General features: G+C 52.3%; 19 protein-coding genes. All 19 read left to right on the forward strand.

Features of this window, described 5'->3' with window-relative positions; genetic code table 11:
- The first annotated feature begins 67 nt into the window (after positions 1–67).
- The 19 genes from H503_RS0102275 (at position 68) to H503_RS0102375 (ending at position 21,090) form a co-directional block, all read left to right on the forward strand.
- A complete protein-coding gene (locus H503_RS0102275) occupies positions 68–1,189 on the forward strand; it encodes a 2-methylaconitate cis-trans isomerase PrpF family protein (RefSeq protein ID WP_009015106.1) in 1,122 nt (373 codons plus the stop codon).
- Positions 1,190–1,228: 39 nt separating this feature from the next.
- Complete coding sequence (locus H503_RS0102280) at positions 1,229–3,502, forward strand: hydratase (RefSeq protein ID WP_014128044.1); 2,274 nt, start codon at positions 1,229–1,231, stop codon at positions 3,500–3,502.
- Positions 3,503–3,619: 117 nt separating this feature from the next.
- A complete protein-coding gene (locus tag H503_RS0102285) occupies positions 3,620–4,864 on the forward strand; it encodes an SLC13 family permease (RefSeq protein ID WP_026385411.1) in 1,245 nt (414 codons plus the stop codon).
- 25 nt (positions 4,865–4,889) lie between these two features.
- Positions 4,890–5,930, forward strand: coding sequence for a lactonase family protein (locus H503_RS0102290; protein ID WP_021737373.1), 1,041 nt, complete (start codon positions 4,890–4,892; stop codon positions 5,928–5,930).
- 86 nt (positions 5,931–6,016) lie between these two features.
- Positions 6,017–7,354, forward strand: a complete 1,338-nt coding sequence (locus H503_RS0102295) for a pyruvate carboxylase subunit B (protein ID WP_016459844.1) — start codon at positions 6,017–6,019, stop codon at positions 7,352–7,354.
- A gap of 175 nt (positions 7,355–7,529) precedes the next feature.
- Positions 7,530–8,099 carry a tryptophan transporter gene (locus H503_RS0102305; protein ID WP_009015101.1) on the forward strand — a complete coding sequence of 190 codons (570 nt, stop codon included), beginning with the start codon at positions 7,530–7,532 and terminating at the stop codon, positions 8,097–8,099.
- Positions 8,092–8,958, forward strand: a complete 867-nt coding sequence (locus tag H503_RS0102310; protein WP_016459843.1) for an energy-coupling factor ABC transporter ATP-binding protein — start codon at positions 8,092–8,094, stop codon at positions 8,956–8,958. Before H503_RS0102305 ends, H503_RS0102310 begins: the two co-directional genes overlap by 8 nt.
- Complete coding sequence (locus tag H503_RS0102315; protein ID WP_014128048.1) at positions 8,951–9,763, forward strand: energy-coupling factor ABC transporter ATP-binding protein; 813 nt, start codon at positions 8,951–8,953, stop codon at positions 9,761–9,763. The genes H503_RS0102310 and H503_RS0102315 overlap by 8 nt, the downstream gene beginning before the upstream one ends.
- On the forward strand, positions 9,760–10,434 hold the full coding sequence (locus H503_RS0102320; protein ID WP_014128049.1) for an energy-coupling factor transporter transmembrane component T: 675 nt from the start codon (positions 9,760–9,762) through the stop codon (positions 10,432–10,434). The genes H503_RS0102315 and H503_RS0102320 overlap by 4 nt, the downstream gene beginning before the upstream one ends.
- A gap of 352 nt (positions 10,435–10,786) precedes the next feature.
- On the forward strand, positions 10,787–11,098 hold the full coding sequence (locus H503_RS0102325; protein ID WP_009015097.1) for a hypothetical protein: 312 nt from the start codon (positions 10,787–10,789) through the stop codon (positions 11,096–11,098).
- Positions 11,092–12,948, forward strand: coding sequence for a V-type ATP synthase subunit I (locus tag H503_RS0102330; RefSeq protein ID WP_026385412.1), 1,857 nt, complete (start codon positions 11,092–11,094; stop codon positions 12,946–12,948). Before H503_RS0102325 ends, H503_RS0102330 begins: the two co-directional genes overlap by 7 nt.
- Before the next feature lie 24 nt (positions 12,949–12,972).
- Complete coding sequence (locus H503_RS0102335; protein WP_009015095.1) at positions 12,973–13,449, forward strand: V-type ATP synthase subunit K; 477 nt, start codon at positions 12,973–12,975, stop codon at positions 13,447–13,449.
- A 17-nt stretch (positions 13,450–13,466) separates the two neighbouring features.
- Positions 13,467–14,075, forward strand: a complete 609-nt coding sequence (locus tag H503_RS0102340; RefSeq protein WP_009015094.1) for a V-type ATP synthase subunit E — start codon at positions 13,467–13,469, stop codon at positions 14,073–14,075.
- 1 nt (position 14,076) lies between these two features.
- Entirely contained in the window at positions 14,077–15,072 is a 996-nt protein-coding gene (locus tag H503_RS0102345; protein ID WP_009015093.1) for a V-type ATPase subunit, read from the forward strand.
- Positions 15,073–15,097: 25 nt separating this feature from the next.
- Complete coding sequence (locus tag H503_RS0102350; protein ID WP_009015092.1) at positions 15,098–15,424, forward strand: V-type ATP synthase subunit F; 327 nt, start codon at positions 15,098–15,100, stop codon at positions 15,422–15,424.
- An 11-nt stretch (positions 15,425–15,435) separates the two neighbouring features.
- Positions 15,436–17,208 carry a V-type ATP synthase subunit A gene (locus H503_RS0102355; protein ID WP_009015091.1) on the forward strand — a complete coding sequence of 591 codons (1,773 nt, stop codon included), beginning with the start codon at positions 15,436–15,438 and terminating at the stop codon, positions 17,206–17,208.
- A complete protein-coding gene (locus tag H503_RS0102360) occupies positions 17,201–18,592 on the forward strand; it encodes a V-type ATP synthase subunit B (protein WP_009015090.1) in 1,392 nt (463 codons plus the stop codon). The genes H503_RS0102355 and H503_RS0102360 overlap by 8 nt, the downstream gene beginning before the upstream one ends.
- Positions 18,593–18,595: 3 nt before the next feature.
- Positions 18,596–19,225, forward strand: coding sequence for a V-type ATP synthase subunit D (locus tag H503_RS0102365; RefSeq protein WP_009015089.1), 630 nt, complete (start codon positions 18,596–18,598; stop codon positions 19,223–19,225).
- Positions 19,226–19,629: 404 nt separating this feature from the next.
- Positions 19,630–21,090: an SGNH/GDSL hydrolase family protein gene (locus H503_RS0102375; RefSeq protein WP_009015088.1), complete on the forward strand. Its 1,461-nt coding sequence runs from the start codon at positions 19,630–19,632 to the stop codon at positions 21,088–21,090.
- Positions 21,091–21,213: the final 123 nt, after the last annotated feature.

Below are 21,213 nucleotides of genomic sequence, written 5' to 3' on the forward strand. Positions count from 1 at the left end.
AAATTTATTATATAAAGTCGTATAGAGAATATTGTATCACAAAGCAAGTACCAAGGAGGCAAAAATCATGGCGGTAAGAAAATTCCCCTGTGTCTATATGCGGGGCGGGACGAGCAAAGCGGTGTTCTTCCATAAAGAGGATCTTCCGGAAGAGCCCAAAGCCTGGGATGAAATTTTTTTGAAAGTCATGGGCACACCGGACGTCAAACAGATTGATGGTATGGGAGGCACTGTATCTTCGACGAGCAAGGTCGCCATTATTGCCAAATCGACAAGACTCGATGCTGACGTAGATTATACATTCTGTCAGGTTGATATTAAACAGCCAACGTTGGGCTGGAATGCCAACTGCGGCAATATATCCTCAGCGGTAGGGCCCTATGCGATAGATGAAGGGCTTGTGGAAGCGGTCGAACCGATTACGGTTGTCAAGGTCTACAACACGAACACGAAAAAAATCATCGAAGAACATGTCCGCGTCAAGGATGGTCACGCCGATGTCTATGGTGACGCTACCATCAAAGGGGTTCCGGGAACGGGATCCCCAATCGATATGTACTTCATGGATCCTGCCGGTGCGGCAACGGGAAAACTCCTGCCCACGGGCAGTAAGAGGGATACCCTTGATGTGCCGGACTATGGCCCTATCGAAGTAACCATCATGGATTGCTCCAACCCAGTTGTCTTCATCCGGGCCAAGGACCTCGGCATCAAAGGGACGGAACTTATGGAACTAAACGCCAATAAGTCCGTCATGGAACATATTGAACGCGTTCGCTGCCTTGCTGCCAAGGCTTGCGGTCTTGTAGACAACTGGGAAGACGCCCGCACAAAATGCACGTCAATCCCGAAGGTTTCCATCATATCCGAACCACAGGATTATGTGAACATGGATGGGGAGACGGTCAAGAAGGAATCTATGGACCTATGTGTCCGCGGCATTTCTGTCGGCGCTCTCCATAAGGCTTATCCCATGACAGTGACGGTCTGCACGGGGGCTGCGGCACTTATTCCGGGAACTCTTGTGAACGAAATTGTAAAGCCGAAGGAAGGCCAGCATCAGTTCATGCTGGGACACGCCAGCGGTGTTACGGATGTGGATATGGAAATGGACGGTGACCGCGTCGTCAAGGGTGGCGTTCTCCGGACAGCCCGCCGCATCATGGATGGTACGGTCTACATCCGGTAAGGATAGCTAAAAAAGATTCTTGAAAAAAGGAGAGGGAACATGATCAAGTTATACGGCGAACCGACCTATGTCATGAGAAATAAAGTAATCCGCAGCGGGAAGGAGAAGGTTGGCACGACCCCTGAAACCGCGCGGAAGGGAACCATGACCTACAAGGTCCTGAAGGCCCACTGTCAGACGAACGATAGGGAAAACCTCAGCATCAAGTTTGATTCCATGGGGGTCTATGACAACACCTATGTTGGCATCCTGCAGACGGCCATTGCCAGCGGGCTCAAGGAATTTCCTATGCCCTGCGTCTTCACGAACTGCCACAATTGTCTGAACGCTGTCGGCGGTACGATCAACGAAGACGTTCATAAATACGCCCTTTCGGCGTGCAAGAAATACGGAGGCATCTTTGTCCCGCCCCATGAAGCGGTCATCCATCAGTACATGCGGGAAATGATCGTGAGTGCCGGCGATATGTCCATCGTTTCCGACAGCCATACGCGGTATGGATCCCTGGGCTCTCTGTCCATTGGCGAAGGCGGGCCGGAACTTGCCAAAGCCATGCTGGGTAAGTCCTATGCCCTGAAGTACCCGAAAGTCGTTGCCGTATTCATGACAGGAATGCCGAAACCTTGGGTTGGTCCCATGGACGTTATCCTTTCCATCATCGGCGAAGTCTTCAAGAACGGTTTTGTCAAGAACTGCGTTCTCGAATTTGTTGGTCCTGGCGTTGAGAACCTGTCCATGGATTTTCGCAATGGCATCGATACGATGACGACGGAATCGACGTGTCTGTCCTCACTGTGGACGACGGACGCAAAGACGGAAGAATACTTTGCCATCCACGGCCGTCCTGAAGATTACAAGGAAATGAAACCGGACGATGCCGCACTTTATGACAAGGTCATTGAAGTCAACCTCGATACGATTGAACCGGTCATTGCCCTTCCGTTCCATCCGAGCAATGTCTACAGCCTGAAGGAAATCATTGCCGATCCGAAGGAAGCCCTTTCCATCATCGACAAAAATGCCAAGCGCACCTTTGAAAATAACCCTAACGTCCATTGGAACCTTGCCGGAAAGATCCATGACGACGGCAAGCTCTATGTTGACCAGGGCGTCATCGCAGGCTGCTGTTCTGGTTCTTTTGAAAACCTCTATGCCGTCGGCAAGATGGCTGAATATATGAATCACGGCGTCGGTAGCTTCAACTTCAACGTTTATCCTGCCAGTCAGCCGATCATGACAGCCCTCATGGAAGCCGGGACCATCAAGACCCTCATGGACTACGGGGTCCGCGTAAAGAGTGCTTTTTGCGGACCTTGCTTTGGCGCCGGCGATACACCTGCCAACAACGAATTCTCCATTCGCCACACAACGCGCAACTTCCCGAACCGCGAAGGCTCTAACCCAGCCATGAACCAGTTCTCCTGTGTTGCCCTCATGGATTCCCGCAGCATTGCTGCAACGAGCTTTAACGGCGGTAAACTGACGAGTGCGGAAGACGTATGGCAGGATATTACCTATCCAAAGTACCACTTCAACAGCCAGATCTATGAAAATACGGTCTATAACGGCTTCAAGAAAGCCGAAAAGGATGTGGAAATGGTCTATGGTCCGGATATCCGCGACTGGCCTGATATGACGGAATTGGCAGATGACCTTCTGCTTAAGGTGGCAAGCGTCATCCATGATGAAGTCACGACGACGGATGAACTCATTCCTTCCGGTGAAACGGCATCCTATCGTTCCAATCCGGAAAAAATTTCCGCATTCACCTTGATCCGTAAGGACCCGAAATACGTGGGCCGTGCCAAGACAGTCCGCGAATTTGAACGGGCTCGGCTTAAGGGTGATGAGAAAACGGCCATGGAATACTTCTCCATCTTGGAAAAGGCCGGTATTTTCGTGCCTAAGGACCGCCTCATGAACCATACGGGCATTGGCAGCGTTCTTTATGCAAAACGGCCTGGTGACGGCAGTGCCCGTGAATATGCAGCAAGCTGCCAAAAAGTCCTAGGCGGCTTTGCCAATATCTGTATCGAATACGCAACGAAACGGTATCGCTCCAACTGTGTTAACTGGGGCATCCTGCCTTTCACCTACGGAACCGATCCTATCGACCTTCAGCCCGGTGAATACATCTACCTGTCGAACATACGCAATTCTGTGGAAAAAGGTTTGACAGAAGTGGAGGCTACGGTCATTTCTGAAGATGGGAAGACGAGAGTGATGAAGCTGAACCTTCCTGATGTGACGGAAGCAGAAAAGCAAGTCCTTCTTGCCGGTAGTCTCATCAACTTCTACAAACTGGGGAAATAAACCCAGCTATCAGGAAGAAACCTTAAACGCGCTATCAAGAGGAAACGAGGACAGAACAGGCCAGATAAAGGTCCTGTTTCCTCTTTCTTCATGATTTGATGGAAAAGAGGAGAACTGATGCAAACCATTTCACTGCTGGTCCTGATTGTAGCCATCGCCATTGGCTTTTGGAAAAACATCAATGTAGGAATCGTATCCCTGGCCCTGGGCTTTATCTTGACGGCCGCAATGGGGATAAGCGTCAAAGTCCTTGTCGCTGGTTTTCCAACCAAGCTTTTTCTGACCCTTTTGGGAACGATGTACTTTTTTGCCCTCCTGCAGGATAACCAGACCTTGGAACTTCTTTCGAGAAAAATTATCAGTTTATTTAAAACGAGGCCCTTTCTCATGCCTGTCGTGATCTATGTGGTTTCCTACGTCATGAGTGCCGCCGGGCCGGGCGCCATTTCTGTCCAGTCCGTCATGGTCATCTTTGCTGTCAGCCTTGCAGTCCAGATGAAGGCGAACCCCATCCTTATGGCCGTCATGGCCATCTTGGGGGCTGTTGGTGGGACGGCATCCCCCATTGCCCTGACGGGAATCATCGTAAAAGACCTCACGGCTTCCCTCCATGTGCCGGGCATTGCGGTTCCTGTCTTTTACGGCGTTACGGCAGCAAACGTCTTTATTGCCGCTATCTTTTATGTGGTCTTGGGCGGTTATCGGATGACCCTTGACGCGAATCTTCAGAACGTGGGCGGTGAAGCCTTTACGCGGGAACAGAAGATCTGCCTTGCTGCCCTTGTTGTCATGGTTGTCATCTTCCGTATGGATGTAGGGTTTGTCTCTTTCTTCCTTGCGTTTCTTCTCATGCTTGTCGGAGCGGCGGACAAAAAGCGTCCTGTAAAGCTTGTTCCTTGGAATGTCCTGATTCTTATCTGCGGCATCAGCGTTCTTATGAGCGTCATCAAAAAAGCAGGCGGGATCAAACTTTTGGCAGACCTCTTGGCCTCCCTTATGACGGAAGGCACGGCGGCCGGGCTCATTGCTGCTACGGCCGGTTTTATGAGCTGGTTCAGCTCGGCCAACGGCGTTGTCTTTCCAACCCTCATTCCGACCCTGCCTGAAATCATTGCCAAGGTAGGCGGCGAGCTACGCCTTGTCGATATGCTTGTTAGCGTGGTCGGGGCCGCAACGGTAGCCGGCATCAGCCCTCTTTCCACAGGCGGCAGCCTCATCATGGCGACGGTAGCCCAGAACGAAGTGGCTTCGTCGGAAGATTTGTCGAAGATGTTCCTGAAACTTTTCCTCCTGTCTTTTTGTGCTGTTATGCTTGTCGTGGTCTTTTCCCTTGTAGGTGGGACCAAACTGATTGTGTATTGATTTACTGCTGAAAAGGAGAATGCTCATGTTTGCTTACGTTGGATCGAGAACGACAAAGGAACGCAATGCCACGGGAAAAGGAATTTCCGTTTACGAAGTACATGGTCATGACTGGAAGCTCATCCAAGTCGTGGGGGATTTGGTGAACCCTTCTTTCCAATGCTTTGACGAAACCGGGAATTTCCTCTATTCCGTCCACGGTGACTTCAGCGAAATCAGTGCTTTCAAACGGGACCGGAAGACGGGGCGCCTGACCTATCTCCATACGGCAAGTACAGAAGGAAAGAACCCGGTCCACCTGTCCATGGACCGTTGCAACAAGTGGATCTATGTGGCAAACCTTGCAACGGGCACAGTTTCTGTCATTGAACGCCGGGAAGATGGAACGGTGGGCAGCTGTGTCAATCAATATGTCCTTCCTGGCAAAGAGAAAGACTATTTTTCTCATCCCCATCAGGTCCTTCAAGATCCGTCCCGGGAATATCTGCTTGTTTCATGCCAGGGTCGGGAACATGGCTTTGGACAGGTTGACGTTTTCAAGATCAACCACGACGGCACGCTGACCCCGACAGATCGGGTGCCCAGCCGCGAGATTGCGGAACCCCGCCATCTGACCTTTGCTGGTCCCAAGGGCTGTTGCTATGGTTCCAATGAAAAGGATTACACCGTCACGGCCTATCATTTTGACACAAAAAAAGGGACCTTATCCCCCTTCCAGATTGTGCCAACCCTGCCTGATACCTTCACTGATGATGGCTGGGCAAGCGGTATCGTGTCTGCTCCCGGCGGCCGTTTTGTCTATGTGTCGAATCGCAAGGCAGATTTGGTGAGCGTTTTTGCTGCAGACCCTGCAACGGGAAAACTTTCCCTGGTTCAGTGGATCCCTACAAAAGGCAAACAGCCCCGCTTCATCGGTATGGTACCTGATGGGTCTATGCTCGTTGCGGCCAATGAACTGGGCGCGTCTATCCGTATCTTTGATGTCGATCCCCAAACGGGCCGCCTCCATGATGGTGAACATGTCATTAAGACGCATAGTCCCGTTTGCGTGACTTTTGCCCTCTAACGCAGCCGGCCTTGGGAGAAAGGCCGTTGCTTATGCCCACTGAACTGGCTGCCCGCGCAGCTTTTGATGTAAAAAGGAGAATGAACATGTTATGTCCTGTACGCCTTGTGTCCTGTGACCTTCGTGATGGCCAGCAGGCCGCCATCGCGACCCGCATGACGACGGAGGAAATGCTTCCCGTTCTGAAGCCGCTTGATGAATTTGGCTTTGATGCCCTGGAAGTCTGGGGCGGTGCGACCTTTGACGCGTGCATCCGCTTTTTGGGAGAAGATCCCTGGGAGCGTCTGCGCATAATCAAGGCTCATGTGAAGAAGACGCCCCTGCGTATGCTTCTGCGGGGACAGAATCTTTTGGGCTATGCTCCTTACCCGGATGATGTGGTCGATCATTTTGTTGCCGCCGCAGCTCGTGACGGCATTGACATTTTCCTCATCTTTGACGGCCTCAACGATGTGCGCAATGTGCGCCGCGCTGCCGAAGCTGCCCTTAAAGCCGGGAAGAAGGTGGAAGCCAATCTTCAGTTTACGTCAAGTCCTGTCCACACGGTGGAATCTTTCATAAAGACGGCGCGGGACTATCTTGACATTGGTGCCACGGCCCTTCATCTCGAAGACATGGGCGGGATGAAGACGCCCCGGGAAGCGGTAGAGACCGTCAAGGCCTTGAAGGCAACCTTTGATGTGCCGGTCCACTATCATGCGCACTGTGTAGGCGGGATGACAGATATTACCTACTGGGAAGTTATCCGTGCCGGTGTCGATGTGGTAGATGTGGACACAGCTGCTTTTGCCTTGGGAACCGGGCATCCTTGCGCGGAAAGCTTGATTGCCGTCCTTGCCGGCACGGAACGCGATACAGGACTTGACTATACGAAGCTAGCGCCCATTACGGCTCACCTCCAAAAGGTGCGGCAGGCCCATCATGAATATGAATCAAAGCTGCGCGGGGTTGACATCAACGTAGTGCGTCATCAGATCCCTGGCGGGATGCGGAGCAACCTGGAATTCCAGCTTGCCCAGCTCAATGCGGAAACCCACCTGCCGGAGGTCCTTAAGGAAGTGGTCGCTGTTCGCCGTGATCTGGGCTATCCCCCGTTGGGGACACCTTTTTCTCAAATGTGCGGCGCCCAGGCTACGATGAATGTCATGAGCGGGGGCCGCTACAAGGTCCTTTTAAAGGAAGTGAAGGATTACGTCCTCGGGAAATATGGTAAAGCGCCTGGACCTGTTGCGGAAGTTCTTAAGAAGCTCGTCCTTCGTAAGGAGTTGGAACCGCTTTCCTGTCGCCCAGCTGACCTGATTGCACCGGGCTGGCAGGCGGGCGTTTCCGCAAGCCGAGACATTGCAAAAAGTGAGGAAGATATCCTTACGTATCTTCTTTTTCCGCAAGTGGGTGGGGAGTTCCTTAAAAGAAAATATGCATAATAAGCGGGACACTCAGGAAAGACCGTTTATGCGGCTAAGGGAGGCTGTCTTTTTCAGACAGCTTCCTTTTTGCGTGGATTTTTGCCAATCTGGGGGAAATGCCATTGACATTGCCATCTGAAAAAAATACACTAGGAAGATAATCCATTACAACGGAAGAAAGGAAGGATAGGAGATGGAAAAAGAAGTACCGGAACTCATCACCGTGGAAGCTGCGAGGGACAGTCACCGCTGGGTGGCCATTACAGCCCTGCTGCTTGCCATTGGTGTCATTTTGCATACCATCAGTCCCAATGTGGGCGGGGTGACGCCCAACTGGACCATTGCCATGTATTCCATAACCACCAATTTGACTCATCCTGGTCTTTTGCGCGCCCTGGGGACGGGATTTGTGGCAGGGCTTACCATTGTGCCTTCTTCCAAATCGGCATTTCCTTTGGGCAACATTGCCAGTGAAATTGCAGGGTCCTTGACAGCCTGCCTTCTTGTGAAGGCTTTTGTCTCCCTCCATCTGGGAAAATTTCGTCTGGTCCCCCTTATCATCGGCTTTTTTGCCACCCTTGTGAGTGGTTCTGTTTTCACGAACATCCTCTGTATTGTCCTGGGTCTTCCCTTTTCCACGTGGCTCAAGGTCATGCTGCCTGTCGTGCTTGTCGTTGCTGTCCTCAATGCACTCATTACCCAGGTCCTTTATAGGCCGGTAGAAAAGGTATTCCATACGACAGGAGGTGAAGACCATGAGTGACAGTGTCATCCGTCTTTCGGGATTTTATTACGCCTATCCCCAGAGCGATGTTCTTTTGAAGGATATCAATCTTTCCGTTGAAAAAGGTTCCTTTACGGCCATCGCAGGACCCAGCGGCGCCGGCAAGACGACTCTCTGCCGGGCCATGACGGGGATTGTGCCGACCTACTATGGCGGCCGCTATGCCGGGGCGGTAGAAGTGCTCGGCGAAGATATCCGCGATAAAAAGATTTCGGATCTTGCCATGCGCGTTGGCATTATGCTTGATGATTACGAAAGCCAGATGGTCTCCCTCACGGCAGGTGAGGAAATCAGTTTCAGCCTTTTGAATCACGGTTTCAGTCCTGATGAAGTCGACGCCCGCGTCAAAGAGGCCTTAAATGACGTCGGATTGCCGGACCGGGAAAACTACCAGCTTGATGAGCTGTCGGGCGGACAGCGGCAGCGCCTGCTTTTGGCCTCCGTCCTTGCGACACGTCCTGATATCCTTATCCTTGATGAACCGGTTTCGGCCATGGACCCTGATGGGGCTCGTTCCCTGTATGCCCTTGTGGACCGGATCCATAAAGCCCACGGAATGACCGTTGTCGTTGTGGAACATGACCTTAATTATCTGCTGCCCTACATGACTCATATGGTGCTTATGGAAACAGGAAAGATCAAGGTTCAAGGTCCCTTTGAGGAAGCCGCCCGCCGGGCCTTTCCCCAGGAATCACTCCGGGCCAACCTCCCTGAACTGTGGCGCATCAAACTGGGCCTTGAAGCAAAGTACCCCGTAACACTGCAGGATTGGCGCAGTGAAGCGGCAGCCCTGCAGGAACTTGCGGAACGCTTTGAAAAGGAGAAAGACCATGATTGAAGCAAAAACCGTAACCTTTGCCTATCGGCGGGGCATACCCGTCTTGAACGATATCAGCTGTACCATCCATGATGGGGAGGCGGTGGCCCTTTTGGGGCATAATGGAAGCGGCAAAACAACCCTGAGCCGTCTTTTTATGGCCCTCAATCATCCCCGCAGCGGGCAAGTCCTCATCGATGGCCGGGATATTGTCAATTTTGAACCGGCAGACCTGGCCGACCAGATTGGCTACGTATTCCAGAATCCAGACCTGCAGATCTTGGGGGATACGGTCTATGAAGAAGTGGCCTATGGGCTCGCCAATAAGAAGCTTCCTCGATCCACCATTGACCGTCAGGTGCGGGATGCCGTGGAGGCCATGGGACTGACGCCTTTTTTGGACCGTTATCCGCGGGCCCTTTCCTTTGGTCAGAAACGCCGCCTTGGCGTTGCGACGGCCCTTGCGCTTCAGCCTAAGACCTTGATCCTTGATGAAATCACCAACGGGCAGGACGAACAGGAAAAGTGTCATATGATGGCGTATCTTGGCAGACTTCAGCAGGAGCGCCATATGACACTCATCCTCATTACCCATGATATGGATATTGCCCGAACTTATACAACACGGGCCCTCGTCCTGTCCCATGGGGACCTCGTCTATGATGGCCTTACAGCGGAGCTTTTTGACGGCAAGCGTCCCATTGAGGCGTGGGGACTGAAACAGCCTATTCTTTCCCGCATCTGCGCGCAAATGAAAGTAACGGGTGTGACGACGCCGGAAGAGCTCTGCAGCAAGCTTGCGCTGAAAGGAGGCGAGGGAAAATGAAATTGACTGCGTTTACGCGCCTTGTCCTCGTCCTTGCTGTCACAGCCTGGGTCTTTTTGCTTCCTATCCCGGCTGTTGCCATGATCCTTGCCTTGGAACTTGTCATCCTTCTTTATATTAAACGGGACCGCGCCACCATGGCGGCCATCGGAACCTTGACGGTCTTTACGGCTCTCATGATTATCTTCCAGATGCTTTTTGGCTCGAGTCTTGAAGTGGCCCTGACGGGCGGCCTGCGGATGTTTGTTATGACAACGGCCTTCCTCTGCCTTTTGGCATCGACGAAGATCCAGGATATTTCCCAGGCTCTTGTAGAAAAGTTCCATATGCCCTATGAGTATGCTTTTATGCTCACGACTGCCCTGCGCTTTGTACCGGATTTCCTGTCAGACAGCGCCATCACCCTTGACGCCCAGTCCTGTCGGGGGTATTCCAACCGCGGCAATGCCTTGAAACGTCTATTTGCCTATCTGGCTGTTGTCAAACCCCTTGTCATGCGGGCTGTCGCCAAGTCGGACACGCTTGCCCTTTCTATGGAACTTAAGGGCTTTGGGCCCAATACGTACCGCAATCGCCGGCCTATGAAACTTGGCGTGTGGGATTATTTCATGCTCCTTGTGACCGTGCTCCTGTGTGCTTATCCGCTGTGGAGCCATCGTGTAGGTCTTTGACCTCTGCTAAAACAGGGTTCGTTTCTTTGTGGATAAAAACTGCTGCGTGAAGCGGCAGTTTTTTTATGGATTTTTTGTGAACAATTCGCTTTAAAAAATAAGGAGGAATGCGGGGTTTCAGCACTTTTCCCACTGTTTTCCGGACCTTATCGCGATGGCAGGTCATAAAGGGAAATAATATAAGTTCTTAAAATAGAATTATTTTAAAAAATCCAAAGAATTTTTGACAATTCTTGACTGAAATATTGTATAATGAAATAAGCTGTTATGTTTTTCATCTTCTTTTTGCGAGGAAGTAGGGGAAAATGTACAGTTTTACGCTGCACATTAATGGAGCAAAGGTGGTGAGACCATGTCCATGTTAGAAGATATCAAAGCTGCAGAAAAGGCTGCTGATGAACTGAAGAAAGAAAAGACGGCAGCTGCCCGCACGCTTTTGCGCGATGCCCAGGAAGAAGCCCGGAAGGAAGCGGACGCCCTCGTGGCAAAGGCCCGGGAGGCAGCGCAGAAGACCGTTTCGGAAGCAGAAGCAAAGGCCCATAAGGAAGCTGATGCCTTTGTCGCCCGAAAGGCCGAAGAAGACCGGCAAAAGGCGGAGGCCGCCCGCGCCCGTCTTGACAATGCGGTGAAGTACATTATGGAAAAGGTCGTGATCGAATGCTAGTCAAAATGAAAAAATGGACGCTTTATGCGCTCAAGCAAGATCGCGACGCCCTGCTCATGGCCCTGCAGAAAGATGGCAGTGTCATGATTGAATCCGAAGGGGAGAAAAAAGGCCTTGAAGGCGCGGAAGAAGTGAGCGCCCAATTGGAAAAGACCGGTCAGGTCCTGCGTTTTATGGCGCAGAACGGGGCCAAGGGAGGTCTCTTTCCCAAGCGGACGGAACTGTCCTATGATGCTTTCCTAACGCCCAGTCAAACGGGTGAGAAGGTCACGGAACGGGTGGATACCTTGGCTAATCGGGTGGCCTCTCTTGACAGTGAAGCAGCCACCCTCCGTACCCAAATAGAGAGCCTGAATCCTTGGCTGGACCTTGATATTCCCTTGGAACAGCTGAGTTTTACGGAAGATACCCGCCTGTTTGTAGGCTTTGTGCCCGATAAGGAAGTGGACGCTGTTCGGGAAGGCCTTGAACCGCTTCTTGCGGAAATGAAGACCTATGGCCTTGCTCCCGATGGACAGGCCCTCGTTGTCCTTGCTCACAAGGATGCGGAAGAAGGGGTCAAACACCTCCTCAAGGACCATGAATTTACGGAAGCCGTTCTTCCTAAGCGCAGCGGCCTTGCCCGGTGCGTGGCAAAAGAACTGGCGGAAGAGGCGAAGGGCAGGGAAATCGAAGCCGAAAAACTGCGCTTTGAAGCAAAGGAAGCGGCTAAGGATAAAGCCTCCGTTGAGCTCTATTATGATCAGCTAAGTGCGGAAAAGGACCGCCTTGCCGATGCCGGCATCGAAACAGAACGTGCCTTTGTCCTAACAGGCTGGATCCGCGGGGATAGGCAGTCACATGTGGAACAGGTCATCAGCGGGGTAACGGATGCTTACCAGCTGACCTTCCGGAATCCTAACGAAGGGGAAATCCCACCGACGGTCCTTGAAAACAACAAGTTTGTGGCACCTTATGAATCCGTCATTGGGCTTTACTCCCTTCCTAAGGCCGGGACCCTCGACCCTGATTTTTTAATGGCACCGTTCCATTTCATCTTCTTTGGAATGATGCTTTCTGATGCAGGCTACGGTCTTGTCCTGACGATCTTGCTTTATCTTGTCATGAAGAAAGTAAAACCCCAGGGATTGGGCGGTCAGCTCGTTATGGTCTGCCTCTTTGGCAGTATCTCAACCATTATCTGGGGGGCACTTTTTGGCGGCTGGTTTGGCCTGGAATGGCATCCGCTGCTTTTTGTCCCTATGAATGAACCACTGAAGATGCTTGCCCTCTGCTTTGGCCTTGGCATCCTTCATCTGGCGCTGGGGATGCTGACCAAGGCCTATCTCCTGATTCGCGATGGCGACATCATGGGGGCTGTCTGCGACCAGTTCAGCTGGCTCATCCTCTTTACCGGTCTTTTCCTCATGCCGTTTGTACCAGGCAGTATCGGAAAAGATATCGCCCTTTTGGGCGCTGCCATCATCGTCCTATTTGGGGGACGGGATAAGAAGGGAATCGTGAGCCGCTTGATTGGCGGTGTCCTGAGCCTTTATAACATCAGTGGCTACCTCAGTGACCTCTTGAGCTATTCCCGTATCTTTGCCTTAGGTCTAGCAACGGGCGTCATCGCCATGGTCATCAATACGGTTGCCCAGATGCTCATTGCGGCTGGACCTGTGGGAACAGCCGCCGCTGTGGTCGTTCTTGTAGGCGGTCATTTCTTCAATATCATCATCAACATCCTGGGTGCTTTTGTTCACAGCTCCCGGCTGCAGTACATTGAATTCTTTGGTAAGTTCTATGAAGCAGGCGGCCGCGCGTTTGTTCCGCTGGCGCTTCGCACCAAATACACGGATATCGTGAAATAAGCCAATTTAAGGAGGATATGAATCATGATTAGTTTAGGAACAGCTCTTGCTATCTGCGGCGCCGCCATTGCGGCTGCCCTTGCCGGCGTTGGCAGCGCCATGGGTGTCGGGATTGCCGGCCAGGCTGCCAGCGGCGTTGTCAGTGAAGATCCGGATAAGTTTGGTAAGGTTCTCGTGCTTCAGGCCCTTCCTGGTACGCAGGGCATTTACGGTCTATTGATTGGGTTTGTCATCATCATGAATATTGGTCTTGTCAGCGGAGCTCCGAAGGACCTCACCCTTTATCAGGGCCTGTCCCTTCTCTTTGCTGGTCTGCCGATGGGTATTGGCGGCCTGCTTTCTGGTATCTATCAGGGCAAGGTAGCTGCTTCCGGTATCTACCTGACGGCAAAACGTCCGGAAGAAACCGGTAAAGGCATCATTTTGACCGCTATGGTTGAAACGTACGCCGTATTGAGCCTTCTGATTTCCTTCATCATGGTCAACGGTGTGAAACTGTAAAGAGAGGTGGACGCGTCGTGGCAGGCAACAAAATCATTGAAAAGATAGAAGAAGAAGCTAGACAGGGCGCGGCGGCGATTGAAGCGGAAGCAAAGCAAAAAGCGGAAGCGGAAAAGAGCCGTATCCTCGGGAAAGCAAAGGAATCCGCAGCGGAGATTGAAGCAAAGGCCCAGGCAGATGCCAAGGAAGCGGCCGGCCGTCTCATGCTGATTGCTGACCTCAAGAGCCGCAAGGACAGCCTTGCCGCTCAGCGGGCCGTTATCCAGGAGGCCTTTGACCAAGCAGCGCTCCGCTTGTCCCAGCTTCCCCAAGAAACCTGGGAAAAGCTGATCCTTGCCATCGTCACCCAAAGTGATGTGGAAGGGACGGAAACGCTGGTTGTACCCGCTAAGGACCGCGCAGTCTATGAAAATGGTTTTCTTTCCAAGATCAACAAGACCCTTGTGGACCAGGGAAAGAAAGGTGAAATGACCTTGGACAGCGAGACGGCTTCCTTCAAGGAAGGGATCCTCATCCGAGGGAAGGATTGTGACTACGATGGCTCTTTCGCCACGCTCCTGAGAGATGTACGCAGCGAGGAGGAATATCGCGTAGCAGGGATCCTGTTTGACGCGGAGGTGAAGTAACATGGCCCAGCCCAGTTTTGAATTTGCCCTGGGCCGGATCAGCGTCCTTTCCACGCATTTGTTATCGGCGTCCCAGCTTCGCCGCATTGCCGAAGCCGGTTCCACTAAGGAAGCACAGAAACTGCTTTTGGAAACCGGTTACGGTGAAAATGCGGCAACGGAGCAGGAACTGGCCACGGGCGAGATCGATCTCATCATCCGCGGTCAGCTTCAGCTGACGAGGAAACGAATTAAGGAACTGACGCCCGATCCGGAACTGACAGGACTTTTTCTCCTGCCCGTCGATACCCATAATATCAAGGCCCTTTTGAAGGCCCGCCTTTTGGGGACAAGTGCCGACGAGATCCTTCGTGATGGAGGAAACTTCCCCCTTGATACGCTAAAGGATATGATCCAGACCAAGTATTACGAGGACATGCCCCCAGTCTACCGCGATACACTGAATGAAATCGAGTCGGAACTCGGCCGTGAGGCCGATCCCCTTGTTTTCAGCGCTATGGTGGATGGGGCGATGTTCCGCCATGCCAAGGCAATCATGGACGCAAAGCACGAAAAAGGATTCATTCGAGCATATTTCTCCCTGTGGGCCGATTTCCAAAATACACTGAGCCTGATCCGGGCCCAGAATCTCCATTGGGAGCTCAGTCAGCTCCGCCTCGTCCTCGTCGACGCCGGCGAGATTCCCCGGACTGTCTTTGAAGAATGCCTTGATACGCCGCCTGAACAGCTTGGGGCGCGCCTCAATCAGGGCGCCCATGGTGCGGATCTCGTCCAGGCTATCAACGAATTTGCCCAGACCGGAGACCTCGGCATCATTGCCCGCCGTATGCAGGAAGGCAAGATGCAGATCATCCGCCTTGCCAAATGGGAGACGGACTCCTTAGGGCCTATTGTAGGGTACCTATATGCCCGCGAGGTTGAAGCCGAGGCCCTGCGCCTGATTTTTGGGGCCCTTGCCGGCGGCTTTGAAGCAGAGCTGCCTGAAATCTACACATAAGATCGCGAAGCTTGGGAGGAAAGATATGGATAAGAATAAGATTGCTGTTGTCGGTGATCCCAGCTCCGTTATGATCTTCAAGGCAGTAGGCTTTGATGTATTTTATGAACAAGAGCCGGACCAGATCAAACGACGGCTCCACACACTGGCTGATGAAGGGTATGTCGTCATTTACATTACGGAAATGGCAGCAAGTCTTGCGGCTGATGTCATCGATGAATATGCGACGGCGACTTTCCCGGCTATTATTCCGATTCCTGCTGGCAGCAAGTCCTTGGGACTTGGGATGAAGCGGGTCAAGGAAAATGTGGAAAAAGCCGTTGGTGCCGATATTCTATTCAAAGAAGGGTAGGGAGATAACCGATGAGCGGAAGGATCGTTAAAGTATCCGGCCCGTTGATCGTTGCTGAAGGCATGAAGGACGTGGAACTGTATGATGTGGTCCGCGTCAGTGAAAAGCGACTGATCGGCGAGGTCATCGAATTAAGAGACGATAAGGCTTCCATCGAAGTCTATGAAGAAACGGCCGGCCTTGGTCCGGGCGAACCGGTGGAATCGACAGGTTCCCCGCTGTCCGTGGAACTGGCCCCAGGCCTGATCGAAAGTATTTTTGACGGCATCCAGCGCCCGCTGGAAGTCATTTATCAATCAGAAGGCGACCGCATTACCCGCGGCATTGATGTGCCGAAACTGAACCGGGAAAAGAAATGGGCTTTTGTCCCCGTGGCCAAGGTAGGCGACGAAGTTTCCGGCGGTGATGTCATCGGTACGGTCCAGGAAACCCCGGCCGTCCTTCATAAGATCATGGTGCCGCCTGGTAAGAGCGGCGTTGTGGAATGGGTCTTTAGCGGTGAAGCTACCATTACGGAACCGGTCTATAAATTAAAGGAAGCAGATGGAACTGTCAAGGAATATCCTATGCTCCAGACCTGGCCTGTCCGTAAGGCCCGCCCTTATAAGTCGAAACTGGCTCCTGATGAACCGATGGTCACGGGCCAGCGCGTCATCGATACACTGTTCCCGATTGCAAAGGGCGGTGTGGCCGCCATTCCGGGGCCTTTTGGTTCGGGCAAGACCGTTACGCAGCACCAGCTTGCCAAGTGGGCTGATGCCGATATCATCATTTACGTCGGCTGCGGTGAACGAGGCAACGAAATGACGGACGTACTGAACGAATTCCCGGAACTAAATGACCCGAGAACGGGCCTTCCCTTGATGAAGCGAACGGTCCTTATTGCCAATACGTCCGATATGCCTGTTGCCGCGCGTGAAGCTTCCATCTACACGGGCATTACGCTGGCGGAATATTTCCGTGACATGGGCTATAAAGTCGCCATTATGGCTGACTCCACGTCCCGTTGGGCAGAAGCTCTTCGCGAAATGTCCTCCCGTCTGGAAGAAATGCCGGGCGAAGAAGGTTACCCGGCTTACCTTGCCTCCCGTTTAGCTGAATTCTATGAACGGGCAGGTGAAGTGGAATGTATGGGTAAGGATGAGCGTGTGGGGGCCGTATCGGCCATTGGCGCTGTATCTCCTCCGGGCGGTGATATTTCTGAACCGGTTTCCCAGGCGACGCTTCGCATTGTCAAGGTTTTCTGGTGCCTGTCTTCGGCCCTTGCCTATGCGCGTCACTTCCCGGCCATTGACTGGCTGCAGAGCTATTCCCTTTATTCGGACCGCCTGCGTAAGTATTACGATGCCAAAGTAGCTCCTGACTGGTCAAAGCTTGTTGGAACCACCATGGAAATCCTTCAGGAAGAAGCCAACCTCAATGAAATTGTCCGCTTGGTTGGTATCGATGCCTTGGGCTTCAAGGACCGCATCACCATGGAATGTGCGCGTTCCATCCGTGAAGATTTCCTTCACCAGAACTCTTTCCATGAAGTGGATACCTACACTTCCTTGGAAAAACAGTACGATATGCTGAAACTGATCATTACGTGGTACCAGAAGGCCTTGGACCTTTCTGGCAAACATATTGCGCTGGACCGTATCATCGATATGCCCGTCCGGGAACAGATTGGCCGTGCCAAGTATATTCCTGAAAGTGAACGGGATGAGAAGTTTGCCCAGCTGTTCAAAGATTTGGATCAGGCCTTTGCCGATCTGACGGAAGAGGGTGGCGACAATGCGTAAAGATTATAAGACAATCCGGGAAGTCGTCGGCCCCCTGATGACGGTGGATCATGTAGCTGGCGTGAAATATGACGAGCTGGTGGAAATCCATCAGGCTAACGGCGAAGTCCGCAGCGGCCGTGTCCTTGTGATTGATGGGGACCGTGCCTTGGTCCAGCTGTTTGAAAGTTCTCAGGGTCTGCAGGCTTCCACGGCCAAGGCTCGTTTCGTAGGACACGGGATCCAGCTCGGTGTTTCTCCGGATATGCTGGGCCGCGTCTTCGACGGTATGGGCAACCCCATTGATGGTGGGCCCAAGATCATTCCCCAGGAATATCTCGATATCAATGGGGCTCCGATGAACCCGGCTGCCCGTGACTATCCTGCCGAATTTATCCAAACCGGCGTCAGTGCCATCGATGGCCTGAACACGCTGGTACGCGGCCAAAAACTGCCGGTTTTCTCCGGTTCCGGTCTGCCCCATGCCCAGCTGGCTGCCCAAATTGCCCGTCAGGCCAAGGTCCTCGGCAAGGATGAAAAATTTGCCGTTGTCTTTGCGGCTGTCGGGATTACCTTCGAAGAAGCCAACTTCTTCATGGAAGACTTCAACCGTACCGGTGCCCTGAGCCGTGCCGTTATGTTCATCAACCTTGCCAATGACCCGGCTGTCGAACGTATTTCCACGCCGCGTATGGCCATTACGGCAGCCGAATATCTGGCTTTTGAAATGGACATGCATGTGCTTGTCATCATTACGGACATTACCAACTATGCCGATGCCCTGCGTGAAGTCTCTGCTGCCCGTAAGGAAGTTCCGGGCCGCCGCGGCTACCCTGGCTACCTTTATACGGACCTTGCCACCATGTACGAACGGGCAGGGAAGATCCGCGGCAAGAAGGGCTCCATTACGATGATCCCAATCCTGTCCATGCCGGAAGATGATAAGACCCATCCAATCCCTGACCTTACGGGATATATTACGGAAGGTCAGATCATCCTTTCCCGCGAGCTGTATCGGAAAGGACTCAAACCGCCGATTGACGTCCTGCCATCCCTGTCCCGACTGAAGGATAAGGGCGTTGGTAAGGGAAAGACCCGTGAAGATCATGCGGATACGATGAACCAGCTCTTTGCTGCCTATTCCCGTGGGAAATCGGCAAAAGAATTGGCCACGATCCTTGGTGATTCTGCCCTGAGCCGCGTAGATAAGCTTTATGCAAAATTTGCCGACGCTTTTGAACGGGAATATGTTTCCCAGGGGTATGAAACCAACCGCTCCATCGAGGAGACCCTCGACATCGGATGGAAGCTTTTGGGCATCCTGCCGAAGGGCGAACTGAAACGTATCCGTGACGAATACTTGGATAAGTACTACAAACCTGCGGATGGCTCTGAGGGGGAATAACCCATGGCTACAACTGTGAACCCGACACGAATGGAGCTGACCCGCCTCAAGAAGCGGCTCGCGACGGCAGTGCGGGGGCATAAGCTCCTAAAGGACAAACGGGATGAAATGGTGCGCCAGTTTATGCTTTACATCCGGCGCAACCACGAACTCAGACAGAAGATGGAAAAAGCTCTGTCCGATGTATCCCAGCATTTTGTCCAGGCAAAGGCTCAGATGGGGTCCCTCTATATGAGTGAAGCCCTTCTCTATCCGGCACGGAGCGCTGAATTTGAAGTAGGGACGAAAAACGTCATGAGCGTTGACGTCCCGACCATCAAATACACGGGCGCGACAACGGATGATGAGACCCGCGTGCCCTATGCCTTTACCTTTACGTCGGCAGAACTTGATAATGCCGTCGTAAATCTTACCTCGTACCTGCCCGATCTGTTGGAGCTTGCTGAGGTGGAAAAGACCTGCAATATGCTCGCCGATGAAATCGAAAAGACTCGGCGGCGCGTCAACGCCCTGGAATATGTCATGATTCCGGAAATGCAGGAAAATATCAAGTATATTACCATGAAGCTTTCGGAAAATGAACGTGCCAGTACGGTACGCCTCATGAAAGCCAAGGAAATCATGGCCAAATAAGGAGGGACCCCTGCAGGCAGCAGGGGTCCTTCTTTTCTTATGCCTTACCCGTATGGAAACCCGGCAGGAGGAAGTATTGGACGGAACCTATGGAACCCGCTACAATGGAATTATCCAATCTAGGGAAGCTGAAAGACAGTGGCAGCTGCCAGTCTTCTTGCCGGTATCCTAAGGATTTCAGGCAGGGATTTTTTACCCAATCTGTCAATTCCCTTTTTTCTACCTTCCTGAAAGATCAGCGTTTTTTCGCTGACGCCACTTCACCATGACAGAAATGGGGTTTTTGGCTTGGACTAAGAACGTAAATCAGCCTGTGGGTCGGATTGACCTTGACAATCATTTTGGAAAGAGAGGTGAGGCGAGCCATCTTTTCCCTATGAAAGGAATGCCAGCTCGCGTTTGCGATGAAACGTACCCAGCAGATCCTACTAGTCGTCATCATGATGTTTGTCGCTGTATCAGGTGTCTACCGGTATCTGCCTTGCTTCAAGGAGGTTTTTATCTCTGGGAGGGAGCCTTATGAAAATTGTGCAGAAGCCGGAAGTGAACCCAAAGGCGCCATCGGTGAGGCCTCATCAAAACTTGTCGTCCTGCCAAGTCCGGAAACCATCCGGAGCTCAGGTACAGGAGAGATTGCCGTGTCAAACCAAGTGACTACGCCCTACGGCGAAGCCCCCCATATCCTGAGCCATTTTCCCAAGGACCATCCCAGTTCATTGAAACCGGTCCTGCGATGGGAAAAGGCGGATGATGCCGTAGTCTATGAGGTCCAGCTTGCTAAGGATGGAACTGTATTTCAGACTGATGGCTATGTCTTTATTAACGGCTATCATGCCGTCCTTCCTGACGACTATGCGGCTGACCATTTTGAATTCCGGGTCCGCGCCCTTAATTTGGACCGTGTCCCGATGACTCCCTTTTCCGCGTGGGAAACGGTCTATGTAGATCCCCAAATGCCTTCCCTCCAGCGTCCTGTCCCGACCAACCGCTTCAATGAAGGCATAGGGACGACCCTTCTTTATCCTGTTTATAACTGGATTCCTGTCCACGGGGCCCGAAACTACGAAGTGGAGATTCTCAGCCGCTTGCCGGAGCGTCCAGATCAGCGGGCAGACGCGGCGATTACCCTAGGACGGGGCAAGGCGACTGGCTTTGATTGGTATGACGATACAAAGCGCGTGGCTTCTTATCCCCTTTATTGGCGGGTCCGCGCCCTTGATGACGAAGGTCAGCCCATTGGCGTATTTTCTGAGCCCCAGAAAATGGTAATAAATCCATCTGACCACTGGGAGGTTGCGACTTTGGGCGACAGTATTTACCATGGCGGCGGGAACCTTTCCTATTCACCGAGTGATTGGGAATACAGCTTCCAGCACTATTTGAAGTTTGATTCCATTAACCTGGCCCAAAGCGGGGATACGAGCGGGGCCACCTTGGCCCGCTTTGATGATGATGTCCTGCCTTTCCATCCCCACTATCTCATCATCATGACGGGAACCAACAGTCTGCGGGCTGGCGTGGATCCAGATGATGTCATTTCCGACCTTGCCGCCATCAAGGAAAAATGTGAACAAAACGGGATCTGCCCAATTTTTATGACCTTGCCACCAATCAATCCCCAGAATATTGCCCGGGCCTTCAATGAACCGACGGCTGAGGATTGGAAGGAGCGCTTTGCTGCTGTCAATGCTTATATCAGGACCCAGATCCATATCGATCTTGCGGGAAAAATCCCCGAAGGGGTGGACCTTCCGACGGAACTCGGCCTTGATGGCATTCATCTCGATCCGCCCGGTAAGAAACTGATGGCAGAAGCGGTCAACGAGCAGTGGGAAAAGGTTCTGGCCCAATTTGCGGAAAAATAGTCGCTGGAGGTGCATTGGCTGGGGATTTCCCACATAGGGAAATGATACTGATTGTTTATACTATTTTATGATTTTTTCTGTTTGTACCCACTTATTCATGAAACTTTCATTTTCTTTTTTTAT

Source organism: Acidaminococcus intestini DSM 21505 (assembly GCF_000425045.1).
In the GTDB taxonomy this organism is placed as follows: Bacteria; Bacillota; Negativicutes; order Acidaminococcales; family Acidaminococcaceae; genus Acidaminococcus; species Acidaminococcus intestini.